We start from the raw sequence: 22287 nt of genomic DNA, 5'->3' as shown, positions 1-22287 counted from the left end.
ACGACGTCAGAAGAACAGCAATGGCCACGGAGGCTGATATGTTAAGTATATTTAAACCCGCAGCGCATAAAGCGCGTTTGCCAACGGCGGAAATCGATCCGCTATATCGTCGATTACGCTGGCAGATCTTTATCGGTATCTTCTTCGGATATGCCGCTTACTATTTGGTTCGTAAGAACTTTGCTTTGGCGATGCCCTATCTTATCGAGCAGGGGTTCTCCCGCGGCGATCTCGGCTTTGCGCTTTCCGGTATCTCTATCGCCTACGGATTTTCGAAATTCATCATGGGCTCGGTTTCTGACCGTTCGAATCCGCGCATTTTTTTACCGGCAGGCCTGATCCTTGCCGCGCTGGTGATGCTGGTGATGGGCTTCGTCCCCTGGGCGACCTCCAGCATTATGGTGATGTTCGTCCTGCTGTTCCTGTGCGGCTGGTTCCAGGGAATGGGCTGGCCGCCGTGCGGACGTACGATGGTGCACTGGTGGTCGCAGAAAGAGCGCGGCGGTATTGTTTCGGTATGGAACTGCGCGCACAACGTCGGCGGCGGGATCCCGCCGCTGCTGTTTCTGCTGGGTATGGCGTGGTTTAACGACTGGCACGCGGCGCTGTATATGCCGGCTTTCGGCGCGATCCTGCTGGCGATTTTCGCCTTCGCGATGATGCGCGATACTCCGCAGTCCTGCGGCCTGCCGCCGATCGAAGAGTACAAAAACGATTATCCTGACGACTACAGCGAGAAGCACGAAGAAGAGCTGACCGCAAAGCAGATCTTTATGCAGTACATCCTGCCGAACAAGCTGCTGTGGTACATCGCCGTCGCCAACGTGTTTGTTTATCTGCTGCGCTACGGCATTCTTGACTGGTCGCCGACCTACCTGAAAGAGGTTAAGCACTTCGCGCTGGATAAATCGTCCTGGGCCTACTTTCTTTATGAATACGCGGGGATCCCGGGCACCCTGCTGTGCGGCTGGATGTCGGATAAAGTGTTTAAAGGCAACCGCGGCGCGACCGGCGTCTTCTTTATGACCCTGGTCACCATCGCCACCGTCGTCTACTGGCTGAACCCGCCGGGTAACCCGGGCGTGGATATGGCCTGTATGATCATCATCGGCTTCCTGATTTACGGTCCGGTGATGCTGATTGGCCTGCATGCGCTGGAGCTGGCGCCGAAAAAAGCCGCCGGCACCGCCGCGGGCTTCACCGGCCTGTTTGGCTATCTCGGCGGCTCCGTGGCCGCGAGCGCCATCGTTGGCTATACCGTCGATTTCTTCGGCTGGGACGGCGGCTTTATGGTGATGATCGGCGGCAGCGTGCTGGCGGTCCTGCTGCTGATTATCGTGATGCTGGGTGAACGACGCCATCACCAACAGATGAAACAAGCTTAAGGAGCGGCGATGAAAAGCACATTAACCACCCTGATGAGCGGAATGCTGCTGGCCGCGACGGCGCTCTCTTTCAGCGCCGTCGCGGGGGAGAAAATCGTTATCGCCCACCGCGGCGCCAGCGGCTATCTGCCGGAACATACCCTGCCGGCGAAAGCGATGGCCTACGCGCAGGGGGCGGACTACCTCGAGCAAGACCTGGTGATGACGAAAGACGACCGGCTGGTGGTGCTGCATGACCACTATCTGGATCGGGTGACCGACGTGGCCCAGCGTTTCCCGCAGCGGGCGCGTCAAGATGGCCGCTTCTACGCCATCGACTTTACCCTCGCCGAGATAAAGTCGCTGAAGTTTACCGAAGGGTTTGAGCCGAAAGATGGCAAGAACGTGCAAACTTATCCGGGCCGTTTCCCGATGGGTAAATCTGATTTCCGTATTCATACCTTTGAAGAGGAGATTGAGTTTGTGCAGGGGCTGAACCATTCGACCGGCAAAAACATCGGCATCTACCCGGAGATCAAAGCGCCGTGGTTCCACCATCAGGAAGGCAAGGACATTGCCGCCAGCACGCTGAACGTGCTGAAGAAATATGGCTATACCGGCAAGCAGGATAAGGTTTATCTGCAGTGCTTTGACGCCAACGAGCTCAAGCGCATCAAACAGGAGCTGGAGCCGAAAATGGGGATGGATCTCAATCTGGTGCAGCTTATCGCCTATACCGACTGGAATGAGACCCAGCAGCGGCAGGCCGACGGCAAGTGGGTGAACTACAGCTATGACTGGATGTTCAAACCGGGGGCGATGGCGCAGATCGCGCAGTACGCTGACGGCATTGGCCCGGACTACCATATGCTGGTGGCGGAAGGCTCGACGCCGGGTCACGTGAAGCTGACGGCGATGGTGAAAGAAGCCCATGCCAGCAAGCTGCAGGTGCATCCGTATACGGTCCGCGCGGATCAGCTGCCAGCGTATGCAGCGGACGTGAATCAGCTTTACGACGTTCTGTATAACCAGGCGGACGTGGACGGGTTGTTTACGGATTTCCCGGATAAGGCGGTGAAGTTCCTCAATAAAAACTAAGCCATTAATCAGGGGCGCTTGCGCCCCTGTTCCAGAGGGGCAGCAGCCCGGCCAGTCGTAACTGTTTTTCCCACTCTGGCTCTGGCCCCAGCTTTTCCGCAACCTCGTTGACCAGCGCCTGAATCACTGGCGAGGCGCGACGCGTCTGGCGATACAGCGCCACAATGTTGCCACCCTCCGGCTGCCAGTCGGGTAAAACAATTTTTAGCTCTCCCCGCATTATCGCTTCAGCGCCTAAAAATAGCGGCATGACCACAATCCCAAGCCCCATTCTGGCGGCCTCCAGCAGGCTGAAGGCGTTATCCGAACGCAGACGATTTTTGACCCGCCAGGTCTGACGCTGCCCGTTATGCAGCAACTGCCAGCAGCCGCCCGGCGCGCGATGGGTATATAGCAGCCCGTCGTGCTGCTCCAGTTCAACAGGATGCAAAGGCGTGCCCCGTTGCGACAGATAGTCCGGGCTGGCGCAGAGCCAGGTCAGGTTGCGCGCCAGCGTTCGGGCGATGAGCGTTGAGTCCGGGACGAGACCGAGGCGGATGGCGATATCAAAGTCGGGCTGGTGCATATTGATCTGCCGGTCCTCCGTCGCGATATCGAGAGACAACCCCGGATGGTCGCGGATAAAACCGGCCAGAATTGTCGATAGATGGGTGGTCATAAACGTATGCGAGGTGGCAATCCGCAGCCCGCCCCGAAGCTCGCTGCGTGACGGGGCCACCGCCTCTTCTGCCAGCGTGACTTCGTCAAGCAGCCGTACGCACTCCTGATAAAATAGCAGGCCCGCCTCCGTGAGGCTAAGCCGTGGCCCGCGCTCCAGTAAGCTGGCGCCAAGCCGTTTCTCCAGCATCTTGACGCGCTGGCTGACTACCGATTTTGATGTCCCCAATTTTGCCGCCGCGCCGACAAAGCTCAGAGACTCAACAACCGAAACAAACGTGCTCATCTCCACGAACTTGTTCACACAGGCGCTCCTTTTTCGGGTCTTGCGGTTGACTATGCCTCGTTCTATGCGCCAGAAAAACGGCTGGCGAGATATTCTGCCGCCATGATCGCATCCGGATTGGTCGCCTGAGAGGGAACGTCCGGGAACAGCGAGGCATCGACGACAAACAGCCCGGCAATACCGAAAACTTTCCCGCAGGCGTCCACGACGGCGATGGGATCGCTTTCGTTCCCCATCGGCGCGGTCGCGCTGAGGTGCAGGTTACTTTTCACCGTCTTACGCTGTTCTTCTGCTATCTGCTGGTCAGTTTCTGCCAGTGTACCGCCTTTTACCATCGGGACTTCGCCAATCACCAGCGTCTGTAGCGGACCTTCCTGCACCAGCGCCCGGGATAATTTCACCGCTTCGACCATTCGCGTGACGTCGCGCTCGTCGCCCAGTAAATTGAGATCGATACGGGGGCCGAGCAGCGGGTTGCGGCTCGCCAAAGTCAGACGCCCGCGGGCAAAGGGGCGCGCCACGGTGAAAAAGAGCTGGAAACCCGCACCATATGGAAATAGTTCAGGATCGACGAAGTGGTTATTGCTGATATAGAGATCCAGTTCGTTGGCTGCCGCCAGCGAAGATTGCGTCCAGAGCGTTGTGCCTATAGGGGGATAACTGGCATGCTCAGCGGACGTTGCCAGCATGATCCCGTTCACGGGTTGTTCCTGCAAGTTGCGCCCAACGGGGAGATCCTGTTTCACCGTGATCTCCAGATGGCGTAAATCGTCCGCAGGGCCAATGCCGGAGCGCAACAGAATCGCTGGCGTACCGGCCGCGCCGGCGCACAGGAATACGTTGTCGGTAGCGATCTGTGTTCCGTCCGCCAGCTGTACGCCGTTCACGCGCGAACCTTCAATCAACGCTTTATCCACGACCGTCATGCCGACAATCGACAGATTCTTGCGCGCGCGAACGTCTGCCGTCAGGTAGACCATGGCGGTATTTTGCCGGATGCCGTTGACAACATTGACCGGGTAGACCGCGACGCCGTGCTGCTGCGCGCCGTTGATATCGTCAACGGCGGCGAAGCCGTGAGCGCGGCAAGCATGATAAAACGCCTGGCTCGCCGGGCTGAGCGTTTCCAGCGCCGGTAACCGCACCGGAACCGGGCCGTGGCGACCATGCCAGCGATCGTCGCCATAGTCGGCGTTTTCAAGTCGTTTGAACCAGGGTAAGACCTTATCGAACGACCAGTCGCTCAGGCCGCGCTTGACCCAACGGTCAAAATCAGATTTGGGGGCGCGAACAAACGCGCCGGCATTGATCGTTGACCCGCCGCCAAGTACTTTTGCCCGCAGGTGACCGGCCGTGTGATCGGTTCCCGTTGCTACCCCGCGCTCCCAGACGTAATCGCCGCCACCAACAGAGTGGCTTTGCGCCAGCTCGTCCGGCCAGGCATCAGGGGCAAAAACGGGGCCGCCTTCCAGCAGCGCTACCTGGCAATCGGGGTTCTCGCTCAGACGTGCGGCGAGTACTGCACCCGCAGAACCCCCGCCGACCACGATGACGTCGTATGCTTTTTTCAGTCCGTTGGCGCAGTTTTCCTGTTTGACGGAAGCCATTTTTTCTCTCCTCATGAATGTCGTGACGCAGAGCATCAGCCAGCGTTGCTGCGACCATTGCTGATGGCCTTATCCGGTGGCTTATACAGGTAGAGTAGGCGGAGTGGGGGGAGGTGAACAGGGAAAGGAAGACGAACCCAGGGTTCGTAAAAAACGAACCCTGTAAAGAATGGGAATGCGTTTCAGACTGGCTTACATCTCAATTTCGATATCGCCTTTTGCCCGGCAGCAGCAGGGCAGAATCTCTCCCGGCTGGACAAACGCCAGCGGTTCGGTGAGCCAGTCAACCTGCCCCGAAACCAGCCGTAGACGGCAGGAGCCGCAGTAGCCTTCGCGGCACTGATACTCCACGTCGATATTGTGCGATTCCAGAGCCGCCAGCAGGGAGGGATGTTCATCCTGACACTCAAGGCGAGTGTCAGAAATCTTCAAAAAAATGCGTTTCATCAGAGCTGGAAGTTGCTCAGATCGTCGGCGTCGACTTCGGAATCGATCTGTCCGACGAGGTAAGAACTGACTTCCACTTCCTGCGGCGCGACCTGCACGTTATCGGACACCAGCCAGGTGTTGATCCACGGGATCGGGTTGGAGCGGGTCTGGAACGGCAGATCGAGACCTACCGCCTGCATGCGGATGTTGGTAATGTACTCAACGTACTGGCAGAGAATATCTTTGTTCAGGCCGATCATCGAACCGTCGCGGAACAGATAATCCGCCCACTCTTTTTCCTGCTGCGCCGCCTGCACGAACAGGTCGTAGCACGCCTGTTTGCACTCTTCGGCGATTGAAGCCATCTCCGGATCGTCGACGCCGGAACGCAGCAGGTTCAGCATGTGCTGAGTGCCGGTCAGGTGCAGCGCTTCGTCGCGAGCGATCAGACGGATAATCTTGGCGTTACCTTCCATCAGCTTGCGCTCGGCAAAGGCGAAAGAGCAGGCGAAGCTGACGTAAAAACGGATGGCTTCCAGCGCGTTCACGCTCATCAGGCACAGGTAGAGTTTCTTTTTCAGCTCGCGCAGGTTCACGGTAATGGTTTTACCGTTCACGCTGTGGGTGCCTTCGCCCAGCAGATGCCAGTAGCTGGTCAGCTCAATCAATTCATCGTAATAGCTGGAAATGCCTTCCGCGCGTTTCTGAATCTGCTCGTTGGTGACGATATCGTCAAACACCATCGCCGGATCGTTAACGATATTGCGGATGATATGGGTGTAGGAGCGCGAATGTATGGTCTCCGAGAACGCCCAGGTTTCCACCCAGGTTTCCAGCTCCGGAATTGAAATCAGCGGCAGCAGGGCGACGTTCGGGCTGCGGCCCTGGATGGAGTCCAGCAGCGTCTGATATTTCAGGTTACTGATAAAAATGTGTTTTTCGTGTTCCGGCAGCGCCTGATAGTCGATACGGTCGCGGGAAACGTCAACTTCTTCCGGACGCCAGAAGAAGGAGAGCTGTTTTTCAATCAGCTTTTCGAAGATGTCATATTTTTGCTGATCGTAGCGGGCGACGTTCACCGGCTGACCGAAGAACATCGGCTCTTTGAGCTGGTCATTTTTCGTCTGTGAAAAGGTGGTGTATGCCATGAGTGGGGATCCTGTCCTGGAATTATACGCCGGGCGGCGCTTCGCTAGCCCGACCTACATTAGACCGTAGGCCCGGCAGGCAACGCGCCGCCGGGCAATATTATCAAATCTTACATGCGCCGCTTTCGCAGCCGTCGTCCTGGATGGACGGCGCCAGGTCATCCTGGGCATCTTCCGCGCCATCGCGCGTGTTGTGATAGTACAGCGTTTTGACGCCGAACTTATAGGCATTGAGCAAGTCTTTCAGCAGCTGCTGCATCGGCACTTTGCCAGACGGGAAGCGCGTCGGATCGTAGTTGGTGTTAGCGGAAATCGACTGGTCGATAAACTTCTGCATAATACCGACCAACTGCAAGTAACCGTCGTTGTTCGGCATTTCCCACAGCAGCTCGTAGCCGTTCTGCAGTTTTTCGTAATCCGGCACCACCTGGCGCAGGATACCGTCTTTTGACGCTTTGATGCTGACGTGACCGCGCGGCGGCTCAATGCCGTTGGTGGCGTTGGAGATCTGCGAAGAGGTCTCGGACGGCATCAGCGCGGAGAGCGTGGAGTTACGCAGACCGTGCGTTTTGATCGACTCGCGAAGCTGCTCCCAGTCGTAATGCAGGGATTCGCTGACGATAGCGTCCAGGTCTTTTTTGTAGGTATCGATCGGCAGAATGCCTTTCGCATAGGTGGTTTCGTTAAACCACGGGCACGCGCCTTGCTCGATAGCCAGCTCGTTAGAGGCTTTCAGCAGGTAGTACTGAATCGCTTCGAACGTTTTATGCGTCAGGTTGTTAGCGCTGCCGTCAGAGTAGCGTTTACCGTGCTTCGCCAGATAGTAGGCAAAGTTAATCACCCCAATACCCAGCGTACGACGGCCCATCGCGCCGCGTTTGGCCGCCGGGATCGGGTAGTCCTGGTAATCCAGCAGGGCATCCAGCGCGCGAACGGCCAGCACCGCCAGCTCTTCCAGCTCATCAAGGCTATCGATAACGCCGAGGTTGAAAGCGGACAGGGTACACAGCGCAATTTCACCGTTTTCGTCGTTTACATCTTCCAGCGGCTTGGTCGGCAGGGCGATTTCCAGGCACAGGTTGGACTGGCGCACCGGCGCGACAACCGGGTCAAACGGGCTGTGGGTGTTGCAGTGGTCCACGTTCTGGATGTAGATACGGCCGGTGGAGGCGCGCTCCTGCATCATCAGCGAGAACAGTTCTACCGCTTTAATGCGCTGCTTGCGGATGCTGTCGTCCTGCTCGTATTGGGTGTACAGGCGCTCAAACTCGTCCTGGTCGGCGAAGAACGCATCGTACAGGCCCGGGACGTCGGACGGGCTGAACAGGGTGATATCGCCGCCTTTCAGCAGACGGGTGTACATCAGCTTGTTGATCTGTACGCCGTAGTCCATGTGACGAACGCGGTTGGCGTCGGTACCGCGGTTGTTTTTCAGCACCAGCAGGCTTTCGACTTCCAGATGCCACATCGGGTAGAAGAGGGTCGCCGCACCGCCGCGGACGCCGCCCTGGGAGCAGGATTTCACCGCCGTCTGGAAGTGCTTATAGAACGGGATACAGCCGGTATGGAAAGCTTCACCGCCGCGAATCGGGCTACCCAGCGCGCGGATGCGGCCGGCGTTGATGCCGATACCGGCGCGCTGAGAGACGTATTTCACAATGGCGCTGGAGGTGGCGTTAATAGAGTCCAGGCTGTCGCCGCACTCGATCAGCACGCAGGAGCTGAACTGACGGGTCGGGGTACGCACGCCGGACATAATCGGCGTCGGCAGCGAAATTTTGAACGTCGACACCGCGTCATAGAAACGCTTGATGTAGTCCAGACGCGTCTCGCGCGGGTAGTTGGAGAACAGGCAGGCGGCAACCAGAATGTACAGGAACTGGGCGCTTTCATAGATCTCACCGGTGACGCGGTTCTGCACCAGATATTTGCCTTCGAGCTGCTTAACCGCAGCGTAGGAGAAGGTCATATCGCGATCGTGCTCGATGAACGAGTCCATCTGCTTGAACTCTTCTTCCGTGTAGTCTTCCAGCAGATGAGTATCGTATTTGCCGTTTTTCACCATTTTCGACACGTGGTCGAACAGCGCTGGCGGCTCAAACTGGCCGTAGGCTTTTTTACGCAGGTGGAAAATCGCCAGACGGGCGGCGAGATACTGGTAATCCGGCGCCTCGCGGGAGATAAGGTCCGCGGCGGCTTTGATAATGGTTTCGTGAATGTCGGCGGTTTTAATGCCGTCATAGAACTGAATGTGGGAACGCAGTTCTACCTGGGAGATGGATACGTTATTCAGCCCTTCTGCCGCCCAATCCAGCACGCGGTGGATTTTATCGAGATTGATGCGCTCGGTGCTACCGTCACGCTTTGTCACCAGCAGACTCTGATTCATGTGGATTATACCTGTCCGTGAAAGAAAATATCCCCCACTTATCCACAGAACGCCGTTGTGACTAACTCTGTGGATAAATACTATATGTAGGGGGTGGTCGATAAAAGAAACGCTATATGGTGAGTATTCTAGTAAGGATTCTTTTGAGTACAAGAGTTGATTTTGACGTTAAATTGAGGTTGCGGAAGGGTAATAATCGCCAAGTCCACGCCACATAAGGCCTGGAGAAGATGTCAATAAATCAGAAAAAAAAATGAAAATTTGATCGAGTGCTGATTTCTTCATCGGAAGAAAAAATCACGCGGCTTGATGCCGCGCAATCATCATAGGAAATACAGCTGACGTTATGCTTTTTTCGCCGTTGTATGCAACATATAGTTAACATCCACCCCTGGCGCCAGCTTGAAGGTATTGGTCAACGGATTGTAATGAAGACCGGTAATATGCTGCTCTTTCAGAATTGTCTCATCTACCCAGCCGATCAGCTCCGCGGGCTTGATGAATTTCTTCACGTCGTGGGTTCCCTTCGGCACCATTTTCATGATGTATTCGGCGCCGACGACCGCCATCAGCCACGCTTTACCGTTGCGGTTAATGGTTGAGAAGAACACCTGACCGCCAGGTTTGACCAGCCGCGCGCAGGCGTGGACGACCGACTGCGGATCCGGGACGTGCTCCAGCATCTCCATGCAGGTAACGACGTCGTACTCTCCGGCATGCTTCGCCGCGTGCTCTTCAACGGTTTCCTGGACATATTCGACCTGAATCCCGCTCTCCAGGGCGTGCAGTTTCGCCACCTGTAGCGGTTCGAAGCCCATATCCAGACCGGTCACCGCTGCGCCTTCCCGGGCCATGCTTTCCGCCAGGATGCCGCCGCCGCAGCCGACATCAAGTACTTTTTTGCCAAACAGGCCGCCGGAGCGCTCCGCGATATAGCCGAGGCGTAGAGGATTGATGCGATGTAACGGCTTGAATTCGCCCTCTAAATCCCACCAGCGCGAGGCGACGGCTTCAAATTTAGCGATTTCATTATGATCAACATTGTGGGCCACCGACGGTTTTTCGGCATTCATGGGCGCTTTTACTCCTGTTCAGTTCAGACCCGCGAGTATATCAGGCCTCAGGGATGAATAAACCGTCTATCCCTGTCGCCTTTCGCCGCGCGAAAATCATTGGGTATAGGTTTACCCGTATCACCGCGGCTGTGTTATAATTTGCGACCTTTGAATCCGGGATACAGTAGAGGGATAGCGGTTAGATGAGCGACCTTGCGAGAGAAATTACACCGGTCAACATTGAGGAAGAGCTGAAGAGCTCCTATCTGGATTATGCGATGTCGGTCATTGTTGGCCGTGCGCTGCCGGATGTCCGAGATGGCCTGAAGCCGGTACACCGTCGCGTACTATACGCCATGAACGTATTGGGCAATGACTGGAACAAAGCCTATAAAAAATCTGCCCGTGTCGTTGGTGACGTAATCGGTAAATACCACCCTCATGGTGATATTGCCGTGTACGACACCATTGTACGTATGGCGCAGCCATTCTCCCTGCGCTATATGCTGGTAGATGGCCAGGGTAACTTTGGTTCGGTCGACGGCGACTCCGCCGCAGCGATGCGTTATACGGAAATCCGTATGTCGAAGATCGCCCATGAGCTGATGGCCGACCTCGAAAAAGAGACGGTGGATTTCGTCGATAACTATGACGGCACGGAAAAGATCCCTGACGTTATGCCGACTAAAATCCCGAACCTGTTAGTCAACGGTTCGTCAGGTATCGCGGTAGGTATGGCGACGAATATTCCGCCGCACAACCTCACCGAAGTGATCAACGGCTGTCTGGCCTACGTTGAAAATGAAGACATCAGCATTGAAGGGCTGATGGAACACATCCCAGGTCCGGACTTCCCGACCGCCGCGATCATCAACGGTCGCCGCGGTATTGAAGAGGCCTATCGTACCGGTCGCGGTAAAGTGTACATTCGCGCGCGCGCGGAAGTGGAAGCTGACGCGAAAACCGGCCGCGAAACCATCATCGTGCATGAAATTCCGTATCAGGTGAACAAAGCGCGCCTGATTGAGAAAATCGCCGAGCTGGTCAAAGACAAACGCGTCGAAGGCATCAGCGCGCTGCGCGACGAGTCCGATAAAGACGGTATGCGCATCGTGATTGAAGTGAAGCGCGATGCGGTGGGTGAGGTGGTGCTGAACAACCTCTATTCGCAGACCCAGCTCCAGGTCTCCTTCGGTATCAACATGGTTGCCCTGCACCATGGTCAGCCGAAGATTATGAACCTGAAAGAAATTATTGCCGCGTTCGTGCGCCATCGCCGCGAAGTGGTGACCCGTCGTACGATTTTTGAACTGCGTAAAGCCCGCGATCGCGCGCACATCCTCGAAGCGCTGGCGATTGCCCTGGCCAACATCGATCCGATTATCGAACTGATTCGCCGCGCGCCGACCCCGGCGGAAGCGAAGGCCGCCTTAATCGCCCGTTCATGGGATCTGGGCAACGTTTCCGCGATGCTGGAACGCGCAGGCGATGACGCCGCCCGTCCGGAATGGCTGGAGCCCGAGTTCGGCGTACGCGACGGCCAGTACTACCTGACCGAACAGCAGGCGCAGGCGATTCTGGATCTGCGTTTGCAGAAGCTGACCGGCCTTGAGCATGAAAAACTGCTCGATGAATACAAAGAGCTGCTGGAACAGATCGCGGAACTGCTGCACATTCTGGGCAGCGCCGATCGCCTGATGGAAGTTATTCGCGAAGAGCTGGAGCTGGTCCGTGAACAGTTCGGCGACGCGCGCCGTACCGAGATCACCGCTAACAGCGCGGATATCAACATTGAAGACCTGATCAACCAGGAAGATGTTGTCGTGACCCTTTCGCATCAGGGCTACGTGAAGTATCAGCCGCTGACCGACTACGAAGCCCAGCGTCGTGGCGGTAAAGGTAAATCTGCGGCGCGTATCAAAGAAGAAGACTTTATCGACCGCCTGCTGGTGGCCAACACCCACGATACGATCCTCTGCTTCTCCAGCCGCGGTCGTCTCTACTGGATGAAGGTTTATCAGCTGCCGGAAGCGAGCCGCGGCGCGCGCGGCCGTCCGATCGTCAACCTGCTGCCGCTGGAAGCCAACGAGCGTATTACCGCGATCCTGCCGGTCCGCGAATATGAAGAGGGCGTGAACGTCTTTATGGCGACCGCCAGCGGTACCGTGAAGAAAACGGCGCTGACTGAATTCAGCCGTCCGCGTTCCGCCGGTATTATCGCGGTTAACCTCAACGAAGGCGACGAGCTGATTGGCGTCGATCTGACCTCCGGTCAGGACGAAGTCATGCTGTTCTCCGCCGCCGGTAAAGTGGTGCGCTTTAAAGAGGACGCCGTCCGCGCGATGGGCCGTACCGCCACCGGCGTGCGCGGCATCAAGCTGGCCGGCGAGGACAAAGTGGTTTCTCTGATCGTTCCGCGCGGTGAAGGTGCCATCCTGACCGTCACGCAGAATGGCTACGGTAAACGCACCGCAGCTGAAGAGTATCCCACTAAGTCGCGTGCGACCCAGGGCGTTATCTCAATCAAAGTGACCGAACGCAACGGTTCCGTTGTGGGCGCGGTGCAGGTTGATGACTGCGACCAGATTATGATGATCACCGACGCGGGCACGCTGGTACGAACCCGCGTATCTGAAGTGAGCATTGTCGGTCGTAACACTCAGGGCGTGATCCTGATTCGTACTGCGGAAGATGAAAACGTAGTCGGCCTGCAGCGCGTGGCTGAGCCGGTTGATGACGAAGAGCTGGATGCCATCGACGGCAGCGCGGCGGAAGGCGACGAAGATATCGCGCCGGAAGCGGATACTGACGATGACATCGCCGAAGACGAAGAGTAATTCTCTGCGGTAATTGTCTGAAAGGGTCGGGGCTTCCCCCGGCCCTTTTTGTTTTCCCGTTGCGGGACCGTTGTTTTATCGTTACCTTAACGCCATTCTGTTGAGCCCCTGACGGCCGAGCATCGCCACATTGAAATATCTAGCTTCTTTCCATAACACGTTAAAGGTTTCACGCTATCTGTTCAGAGCGCTGGCGATACTGCTGTGGGTGCTGGTCGCTTTTGTTTCGGTGTTTTACATCGTCAATGCGTTGCACGATCGCGAATCGGAAATTCGCCAGGAATTTAACCTCAATGCCGATCAGGCGCAGCGCTACATACAGCGTACGGCCGATGTGATCAAAGAGCTGAAATACGTTGCCGGCAACCGGCCGATGGACGGCAGCGAAGGCGGCGATACGCCGGTGCAGCGCGGCGATATTACGATCCCTAATTTTGAACCGCTCTACCCGGATTCCGACTGCGCGCTGATGAGTACGACCTGGCGTAACTCGCTGCAGTCACTGGCGTGGTTTATGCGCTACTGGCGCGACAATTTCTCAACGGCCTACGACCTCAATCGTATTTTTATGATTGGCAGCGACAATCTGTGTATGGCCAACTTCGGCCTGCGCGATATTCCGCTGGAGCGGGACCAGGCGTTAAAAGTGCTGCATCAGCGCATTGAGCAGTATCGCGACGCGCCGCAAAACGAGCGCGGTAACAATCTGTTCTGGATAAGCCAGGGCGTGCGTCCGGGCGTTGGCTATTTCTATGCGCTGACCCCAATCTATGTGGCGAACCGCCTGCAGGCCATGCTCGGCGTAGAGCAAACCATCCGCATGGAAAGCTTCTTTACCCCAGGCAGTCTGCCGATGAACGTGACGATTCTCGACGATAACGGACAGACGCTGATCTCGCTTGCCGGGTCGGACAGCAATATTAAACCGGATGCGAAGTGGATGCAGGAGCGTCTGTGGTTCGGCTATACCGCCGGTTTTCGCGAGCTGGCGATGAAAAAAAGCCTGCCGCCGTCATCGTTAAGCATTGTCTATTCGGTGCCGGTGGATCAGGTACTGGAACGCATCCGGATGCTGATACTGAACGCCGTGGTGCTCAATCTGCTTACCGGCGGGCTCCTTTTTGCGCTTGCCCGCATGTATGAACGGCGGATTTTTATTCCGGCTGAAAACGACGCCCAGCGCCTCGAAGAGCACGAGCAGTTCAACCGAAAAATCGTTGCCTCCGCGCCGGTGGGGATCTGTATTTTACGTACGATCGACGGCACCAATATCCTGAGTAACGAGCTGGCGCATAACTATCTCAATATGCTAACCCATGAGGATCGGCAGCGGCTGACGCAAATTATCTGCGGCCAGCAGGTGAACTTTGTCGATGTGCTGACCAGCAACAATACCAATTTGCAAATCAGCTTTGTCCACTCGCGCTACCGTAACGAGAACGTGGCGATTTGCGTGCTGGTGGATGTCTCGGCGCGCGTCAAAATGGAGGAGTCGCTGCAGGAGATGGCCCAGGCCGCCGAGCAGGCCAGCCAGTCGAAATCGATGTTCCTTGCCACCGTCAGCCACGAACTGCGAACGCCGCTGTACGGGATTATCGGTAACCTCGATTTATTGCAGACCAAAGAGCTACCGAAGGGCGTCGATCGTCTGGTGACGGCGATGAACAACTCTTCCAGCCTGCTGCTGAAAATTATTAGCGATATCCTCGATTTCTCGAAAATTGAGTCCGAACAGCTCAAAATTGAGCCGCGGGAGTTTTCGCCGCGCGAGGTCATGAACCATATTTCCGCCAACTATCTGCCGCTGGTGGTGCGGAAACATCTCGGGCTGTACTGCTTTATTGAACCTGACGTACCGCAGCTGATGTCCGGCGATCCGATGCGCCTGCAGCAGGTTATTTCAAACCTGCTGAGTAACGCGATTAAGTTTACCGATACCGGCTGCATTATCCTGCACGTAGAGCGGGCGGAGGATTATCTGCGCATCAGCGTGCGCGATACCGGGGAAGGGATCCCGGCGAAAGAGGTCGTACGCCTGTTTGACCCGTTCTTCCAGGTGGGGACCGGCGTGCAGCGCAATTTCCAGGGGACCGGACTCGGTCTGGCGATTTGTGAAAAGCTTATCAGCATGATGGATGGCGATATTGCCGTTGAAACCGAGCCAGGTATGGGCAGCCGCTTCACTATTCGTATCCCGCTTTATGGCGTACAAAATACGCCGTCGCCGAATATTGATGGCCTGGCGGAAAAATGCTGCTGGCTGGCGATTGATAACAGCTCGCTGGCGCTGTTCGTCGAGCAGTTGCTGAAATATCACGGTATTCCGGTCCGTCATTTTGACGGGCAAGCGCCGGGCGCGGAGGATATTCTGTTGACCGATAGCGAGACGCATGACGCCTGGGACGGCGGCGCGATGGTGATCTTCTCTCGTCGGCATATCGGTATTCCACAGGAGCGGGCGCCCGGCGAGTGGCTGCATAGCGTGGCCACGCCGCACGAGCTGCTGCCGCTGCTGGCCCGCATCTTCCATATTGCCATGGCCAGTACGGAAAACGGCCCTGCGCTATCCGCGGCGGATGCGCAAACCGCCAGCAATGATGACATGATGATTCTGGTGGTGGACGATCATCCGATTAACCGACGTCTGCTGGCCGATCAGCTGGGATCGCTGGGCTATCAGTGCGTGACGGCAAATGACGGGGTCGATGCGCTGAATGTCCTGAGCAAGCAGCATATTGATATCGTGCTCAGCGACGTCAACATGCCGAATATGGATGGTTATCGCCTGACCCTGCGCATTCGCCAGCTAGGGCTTACGCTGCCGGTTATTGGGGTGACCGCCAACGCGCTGGCGGAGGAGAAGCAGCGCTGCCTGGAGTCCGGTATGGACAGCTGCCTTTCAAAACCGGTCACTCTGGATATTATCAAGCAGACTCTGACGGTCTACGCCGCGCGGGTACGTAAGGGCAGGGAATAAAAGACGTTTCCCGGATAGCGCCGCGCTATCCGGGAAGAGAGACGTTAGTCTTTGTCCGTTGAGCTCAGGGAAACGGAAGAGAGGTAGTTGAGCAGGGCGATATCGTTTTCCACGCCGAGCTTCATCATCGCCGATTTTTTCTGGCTACTGATGGTTTTGATACTGCGGTTGAGCTTTTTGGCTATCTCGGTGACCAGGAAGCCTTCGGCGAACAGACGCAGCACTTCACTCTCTTTGGGCGACAAACGTTTGTCACCGTAACCGCCGGCGCTGATTTTTTCCAGCAGGCGCGAAACGCTTTCCGGGGTGAATTTTTTGCCTTTTTGCAGCGCGGCGAGCGCCTTAGGCAGATCGGTCGGCGCACCCTGTTTCAGGACGATCCCTTCGATGTCCAGATCCAGAACCGCGCTCAGGATCGCCGGGTTGTTGTTCATTGTCAGTACAATGATTGACAGGTCCGGGAAATGACGCTTGATGTATTTAATAAGCGTAATGCCATCGCCGTATTTATCACCGGGCATCGATAAATCGGTAATCAGGACGTGTGCGTCCAGTTTAGGCAGATTGTTGATTAATGCGGTGGAGTCTTCAAACTCGCCAACAACGTTCACCCACTCAATTTGTTCAAGTGACTTACGAATACCGAACAGTACGATCGGATGGTCATCGGCAATAATTACGTTCATATTGTTCATGTATTAGGCTACCTTGCTACAGCAAGCTCTTGACGTAAACGTCAATGTCGCTGATATATTTTTCTATGCCTTGCGCATCTTTTTCACGAATCAGATGCTCAAGCGTTTCACATAACTGCTTGCCGGGTACCAGATTTAGCATAGCAAATGCCCCTTTGAGGCGGTGGGCGGTTTGCGCCAGCGCGGCGAAATCGCCCGTCGCCAGTTCATTATACAGCCTCTTAACATCATCTGGTACCGTGTCAGCAAACAGCGTGTAATAGCCGCTGGCATGCAGTTCGGCGTTACTTTCGTTCCCGGGAGAGGATGGCTGCTCCTCTTCCTCAGCAAGCTGCTGCTCAATCAATTGCAGGATAGCTTCCTGCAGCGCAGCGCTGATATTAAAGTTTACGCGGAGCTGACCAGGACCAATCTTATGAACCCGGGCTTCATCATCGCTTAAAAGCAAGCCCGAAGCAGTAAGATTAGACGGATTATCCGTTAAAAAGAGATCATATTGTTGACTTGTGATTCTGTCATCGGGGGTGATGCAGGTTGCTCCCCAGCTCTCCAGCTGACGGGTCACGATACGGCGGACTTCATTGGCGGTCACATCAAGCATAATCACCACTTCATCCAGCAGATGTTCACCCGAATCACTCTCCTCCGCGCTGGCGGCCATTTTTAGATGCAGGGAGTAGCGGGTACCCAGCGATTCGCGCGCTTTGATATTGAGCTGTCCGCCGAGCTTGCGCGTCAGGCGATCGCAGAGCCAGAAGGTGAGGGCGTTGGCTTTGCCGTAAAGGTCTGCCTGCGTATCGTTGAGGAACGGGAAGTGCATATTGTCGATTTCGTTCGCCGAAACGCCGTTGCCGGTATCCAGAATACGGAAGGTCAGACGATCGTCCGCGGATTCATCTTTACTGACTTCCAGGGTTATTTTGCCAATAGACGTGGTGGTCACCGAGTACTGAATCAGCAGTAAAAGGGTGCGGCGCAGGGCGTCGCGATCGCCGTAGCGCTGCTCATTGGCCGGTAGCGAGTTGTTAATCAGCAGCTGCAGACCTTTGCGTTTGATGATGGGCAGGACTTCAGGTACCACTTCATCGATCAATTCCTGAATTGAGAACAGGTCCTGAACGCTCTTCCAGCTATCGCTCTCCAGCAGATTTGCCAGCTCTATTTCATCAACCAGCTGTACCAGTTCATCGGCATGCTGGGCCAGCCTGCGGCTTTCGGCCATGCCGAGCGCCGCAGCTTCTTCCGCCAGCGTTTGCGCCGGCTGTTTCAGCGCCGCGCCGATATGCTGCATAAACGCCGTACGGCCCTGCTGGTTTTTCTCATACAGGCGCTGGGCCTGCTTGAGTTTCTTATTCACCAGCACCTCGCGGTCCTGATCGCGAATAATAAAGATTTGCGTGCGCGGCGACACCTGGCTGCGGAACTGACGGATTTCATACAGTTCATTGTTCACCGTCGCCTGAATCACGCCCTGGTGCTGATCGGCCATGTTGATGATGTTTTGCAGATTCAGATGCGGCAGCAGATGATCGGCAATCGGATTGCTGATCACCGTCCGGTTAGCTTCCTGATCGTGCACCAGCAGCCCCAGCGGCAGCAGAGAAACAATCTCTTCATGAATGGCGCGCTGGGCGCGTAATTCACTATTGGCGGCCGAGGAAACGGCCGTCCCTACGATGCTTTTGCGGCCGCTGTAGTGACGGAAGGTGGTAAATCCGAACAGCGCCAGCGCCAGCAGGCCAATGTTCAGCAGCAGCGGCAGTAAAATACTCTGCAAGGACTCCAGAATCAGCTCGCTAAAGGGCACCATCCAGACCAGGCGCATACCGGTGGTATTAATTGTGGTGATAATTTCAATCTGCGGGCCGTTAAAGTTAATGCTGACGATGTCGGCGGTTTCTTTATCCGGATTGGCGCTGACGTTCTGCGACGGATCGGGCTCCAGGCGGAAACTCTCCAGCGACATACTGGGAGGGATGAGATCGTTAATGGGCAGATCGAAGGCCACAACGGTCGCCAGGTGGCCGGGCTGGTTAAAGGTGGTGCGTAAGGTGAAGTAGTAGCCGTTTTGCCAGGCGAGGTGGCGCAGCGACGAAAACGTCTCGCGTTCATCTAACGTGTTGGCCTGCAGCAGCATTTCTGCCCGTCGTGATTCAACGACGCTGCTGATGGTCGACTCTTTGAAGCTGGAGGAGAGATCTTTTAACGGCAGCGTTGAAACCAGAATCAGGCTGTTATCCAGGCCGTTAAGGTAATACATCGACCAGGGAATGGTTTCGGCGCCCCACAGGATATCGAGATAGTTGGAGATTTTTTGCGTCATTTCCAGCGTTGAGCTGTCATGAGAGCCAAAAATCAGCGCTTCAGTTTTGCGCCGGGGTTTCTCAAGGTAGTAAACGTCCTGCTTTAAACGCGTCTCTTGTAACCCTGTTTCTGCGGCTGAACTGGACGAGGTCGCGGCAATATTGTCATAAATTTGCCAGGTGGCGTAGCGCCAGGTATCAATGCGTTTATGTAAGTCGTAGCTGACATCGACAACCTGATAGCTTTTATCTTTTAGCCAGGTGTTAACGGCGCTTTGGATCATGACCCCCATCGTCGCCAGCAGGACGATGACCATGAGAATAAAGAAGCGGGTAATGTTGCCGGGTATCAGGGAAAATTTTTTCGGGGTCATCGTGTGAGAGTACGACTCATCAGTATGTGTAAACGGACTGTTGCACCAAGTTAACCGGGGGCAGCGCAGATGCTATGAACAGTATAAAGGTTAACGCCCAAAATCCATACATCTGAATACTATACAACGACTTTTTTGCCTTGAGACTTATCCCAAACCCGCGCGGCGAGCAAAGATGTACGGCCCGAGTGATTTTGTACAATTACTTACGGATTGACTAACGGAAATAGCACTAAATAACAAGAAATTATATAAACAGCTTTGAGTTTATTCGCAAGCTGTTTGATTAATAACCGTTATTTTTTTTCGCCGGTAGCATGGAATAATTAAAGATGTGTAAAGAAGGGTAAAAAAAACCGGATGCGAGGCATCCGGTTGAAATAGGGGTAAACAGACATTCAGAACTGAATGACGGTAATAAATAAAGTTAATGATGATAGCGAGGGTAATTTTAGTCGCAGACGAGAGTTTTGTTTTACCATTCAGTGCTATAGATATGTAACCGTGTAACTCATTGACAGGGATTAAAAATTTTTATTTTTTGATTATTAGTGCTTATTTCGCTACCCATTTAGGGCCGAAAAAAAGTTCCCTCATATTTACAAATTGAAACATCTTGTGGGTATTTTGAAACATCTTAGAAGTTTTAGTATCATATTCTTGTTGGATTATTCCTCGTTTTGCAGCACAATGAAACAGCCGACTGATTAGAAGGGTAATCAGTAAGCAGTGGCAATAATAAAAGGCATATAACAAACAGAGGGTTAATAACATGAAAGTTAAAGTACTGTCCCTCCTGGTACCGGCACTGCTGGTAGCAGGCGCAGCGAATGCGGCTGAAGTCTATAACAAAGATGGCAACAAATTAGACCTGTACGGTAAAATCGACGGTCTGCACTATTTCTCTGACGACAAATCTTCCGATGGCGACCAGACCTACATGCGTCTGGGCATCAAAGGCGAAACTCAGATCAACGACCAGCTGACCGGTTACGGCCAGTGGGAATACAACGTTCAGGCAAACAACACCGAGAGCTCCAGCGATCAGGCGTGGACTCGTCTGGCATTTGCTGGTCTGAAATTCGGCGACGCGGGTTCTTTCGACTACGGTCGTAACTACGGCGTTGTCTACGACGTAACTTCCTGGACTGACGTTCTGCCGGAATTCGGCGGCGACACCTACGGTTCTGACAACTTCCTGCAGTCTCGCGCTAACGGCGTGGCAACCTACCGTAACTCTGACTTCTTCGGTCTGGTTGACGGCCTGAACTTTGCTCTGCAGTATCAGGGTAAAAACGGCAGCGTAAGCGGTGAAGGTTCGACTAACAACGGTCGTGGTTGGAGCAAACAGAACGGCGACGGTTACGGTACCGCTTTGACTTATGATATCTGGGAAGGTATCAGCGCTGGTTTCGCGTACTCTCACTCTAAACGTACCAGCGATCAGAACACAGTTCCTGCTCTGGGCCGCGGCGACAACGCTGAAACCTACACCGGTGGTCTGAAATATGACGCCAACAACATCTACCTGGCGACTCAGTACACCCAGACCTACAACGCAACTCGCGCTGGCAACCAGGGTTTTGCTAACAAAGCGCAGAACTTTGAAGTAGTTGCTCAGTACCAGTTCGACTTCGGTCTGCGTCCGTCCGTGGCTTACCTGCAGTCCAAAGGTAAGGATCTGGAAGGCTACGGCGACCAGGATCTGCTGAAATATGTTGATGTAGGCGCTACCTACTACTTCAACAAAAACATGTCCACCTACGTTGACTACAAAATCAACCTGCTGGACGACAACAGCTTCACTCGTAACGCCGGTGTTTCTACCGACGACATCGTTGCTCTGGGCCTGGTTTACCAGTTCTAAGCACGCTGAAGTTTGAAAAAAGGCGCCGATGGCGCCTTTTTTTATGCCCGGTTTAACCTTGCTGGTGTACTCTTTGCGCCTTAGCCAGAGGAAGCCAATTTTATGGATATCACTTTTTTCCGCGCCGCCCTGTTCGGCGCCTGCGTATTACTTTCAGGCTGTGATTCAGCCACCACTCCCCAGACGCCAAAATCCGCCGCCACCGTGCTGGAAGGTAAAACCATGGGCACATTCTGGCGGGTTAGCGTCATCAACGTTGATGAGGCGAAGGCCGAGGCGCTGCGCCAGAAAGTTCAGGCTCAGCTGGATGCCGACGACCGTCTGCTTTCCACCTGGAAGAACGATTCAGCGCTGATGCGCTTTAACCATTCGCCGGGCACTTCGCCGTGGCCAGTCAGCGAGGCGATGGCGGATATCGTGACGATGTCGCTGCGCATTGGCGCAAAAACCCATGGCGCCATGGATATCACCGTCGGGCCGCTGGTCAATTTATGGGGCTTTGGCCCGGATAAACAGCCGGTCAAAACGCCGGATGCGCAGCAGATTGCCGCGGCAAAAGCGCGCAGCGGATTACAGCATCTGACGGTGATCAACCAGGCCGGCAAGCAGTTTCTGCAAAAAGATATTCCGGATCTGTTTGTCGATCTCTCTACCGTAGGTGAAGGCTACGCCGCCGATCATCTGGCGCGCCTGATGGAGCAGGAGGGGATCTCGCGCTACCTGGTCTCGGTGGGCGGCGCGCTGGCGAGCCGGGGAATGAATGCGGAAGGGCAGCCGTGGCGGGTGGCGATCCAGAAGCCAACCGATCGCGAAAACGCGGTACAGGCGATCGTTGATATCAACGGCCACGGCATCAGCACCTCCGGCAGCTATCGCAACTACTATGAGCTGGACGGTAAGCGCATCTCGCACGTTATCGATCCGCAAACCGGGCGGCCTATCGATCATAAACTGGTTTCGATGACCGTTATCGCCCCGACGGCGCTGGAAGCCGACGGCTGGGATACCGGGCTGATGGTGCTGGGGCCGGAAAAAGCGCGGGACGTGGTACGCGAACAGGGGCTGGCGGTCTATATGATTATCAAAGACGGGGATGGGTTTAAAACCTGGATGTCGCCGCAGTTCCGCACTTTCCTCGTTGGCGAGAAAAATTAAAGCGCAAGATTTCGGGTTTTTGATGACGGACTTCGGCCCACACTGA

The 22287-nt window shown here is 55.2% G+C and carries 14 protein-coding genes; 6 read left to right on the top strand and 8 right to left on the bottom strand.

Annotated features, from left to right (window positions below):
- The first annotated feature begins 38 nt into the window (after nt 1-38).
- Nucleotides 39-1385, top strand: coding sequence for a glycerol-3-phosphate transporter (gene glpT, locus ABLU87_RS08435; protein WP_004852762.1), 1347 nt, complete (start codon nt 39-41; stop codon nt 1383-1385).
- A 9-nt stretch (nt 1386-1394) separates the two neighbouring features.
- A complete protein-coding gene (gene glpQ / locus ABLU87_RS08430) occupies nt 1395-2462 on the top strand; it encodes a glycerophosphodiester phosphodiesterase (RefSeq protein WP_025106702.1) in 1068 nt (355 codons plus the stop codon).
- Nucleotides 2463-2466: 4 nt separating this feature from the next.
- Here glpQ and ABLU87_RS08425 read toward each other — a convergent pair whose 3' ends face one another.
- From ABLU87_RS08425 to ubiG, 6 genes are all read right to left on the bottom strand, one after another.
- Nucleotides 2467-3423, bottom strand: a complete 957-nt coding sequence (locus ABLU87_RS08425) for a LysR family transcriptional regulator (RefSeq protein WP_025106703.1) — start codon at nt 3421-3423, stop codon at nt 2467-2469.
- A 44-nt stretch (nt 3424-3467) separates the two neighbouring features.
- Complete coding sequence (locus ABLU87_RS08420; protein ID WP_128334782.1) at nt 3468-5012, bottom strand: GMC family oxidoreductase N-terminal domain-containing protein; 1545 nt, start codon at nt 5010-5012, stop codon at nt 3468-3470.
- Nucleotides 5013-5204: 192 nt separating this feature from the next.
- A complete protein-coding gene (gene yfaE / locus ABLU87_RS08415) occupies nt 5205-5459 on the bottom strand; it encodes a class I ribonucleotide reductase maintenance protein YfaE (protein ID WP_004104002.1) in 255 nt (84 codons plus the stop codon).
- On the bottom strand, nt 5459-6589 hold the full coding sequence (gene nrdB / locus ABLU87_RS08410) for a class Ia ribonucleoside-diphosphate reductase subunit beta (protein WP_004852757.1): 1131 nt from the start codon (nt 6587-6589) through the stop codon (nt 5459-5461). Before nrdB ends, yfaE begins: the two co-directional genes overlap by 1 nt.
- Before the next feature lie 103 nt (nt 6590-6692).
- Nucleotides 6693-8978, bottom strand: a complete 2286-nt coding sequence (gene nrdA, locus ABLU87_RS08405) for a class 1a ribonucleoside-diphosphate reductase subunit alpha (protein ID WP_004852755.1) — start codon at nt 8976-8978, stop codon at nt 6693-6695.
- A 344-nt stretch (nt 8979-9322) separates the two neighbouring features.
- Nucleotides 9323-10051, bottom strand: coding sequence for a bifunctional 2-polyprenyl-6-hydroxyphenol methylase/3-demethylubiquinol 3-O-methyltransferase UbiG (gene ubiG / locus ABLU87_RS08400; protein WP_014230217.1), 729 nt, complete (start codon nt 10049-10051; stop codon nt 9323-9325).
- A 185-nt stretch (nt 10052-10236) separates the two neighbouring features.
- On the opposite strand from ubiG, the gene gyrA reads away from it, so the two are divergent.
- The gene (gyrA, locus tag ABLU87_RS08395; protein ID WP_014839094.1) at nt 10237-12870 is read left to right on the top strand and encodes a DNA topoisomerase (ATP-hydrolyzing) subunit A; all 2634 of its coding nucleotides are present in this window, start codon (nt 10237-10239) and stop codon (nt 12868-12870) included.
- Nucleotides 12871-13000: 130 nt separating this feature from the next.
- Nucleotides 13001-15847: a two-component system sensor histidine kinase RcsC gene (gene rcsC, locus ABLU87_RS08390; protein WP_128334781.1), complete on the top strand. Its 2847-nt coding sequence runs from the start codon at nt 13001-13003 to the stop codon at nt 15845-15847.
- Between the two features lie 44 nt (nt 15848-15891).
- Here rcsC and rcsB read toward each other — a convergent pair whose 3' ends face one another.
- A complete protein-coding gene (gene rcsB / locus ABLU87_RS08385) occupies nt 15892-16542 on the bottom strand; it encodes a response regulator transcription factor RcsB (RefSeq protein WP_004103995.1) in 651 nt (216 codons plus the stop codon).
- A 16-nt stretch (nt 16543-16558) separates the two neighbouring features.
- Entirely contained in the window at nt 16559-19219 is a 2661-nt protein-coding gene (rcsD, locus tag ABLU87_RS08380) for a phosphotransferase RcsD (RefSeq protein WP_064391605.1), read from the bottom strand.
- A 772-nt stretch (nt 19220-19991) separates the two neighbouring features.
- On the opposite strand from rcsD, the gene ABLU87_RS08375 reads away from it, so the two are divergent.
- Both ABLU87_RS08375 and apbE read left to right on the top strand, forming a co-directional pair.
- Nucleotides 19992-21086, top strand: coding sequence for an OmpK36 porin (locus tag ABLU87_RS08375; protein ID WP_048260705.1), 1095 nt, complete (start codon nt 19992-19994; stop codon nt 21084-21086).
- A gap of 102 nt (nt 21087-21188) precedes the next feature.
- On the top strand, nt 21189-22241 hold the full coding sequence (gene apbE / locus ABLU87_RS08370) for an FAD:protein FMN transferase ApbE (RefSeq protein WP_128334727.1): 1053 nt from the start codon (nt 21189-21191) through the stop codon (nt 22239-22241).
- The last annotated feature ends 46 nt before the right edge of the window (nt 22242-22287 follow it).

This window comes from Klebsiella sp. CB_Kp196 (assembly GCF_040061575.1).
Classification (GTDB): domain Bacteria; phylum Pseudomonadota; class Gammaproteobacteria; order Enterobacterales; family Enterobacteriaceae; genus Klebsiella; species Klebsiella michiganensis.
This window is presented reverse-complemented; position numbering and strand designations above follow the sequence as displayed.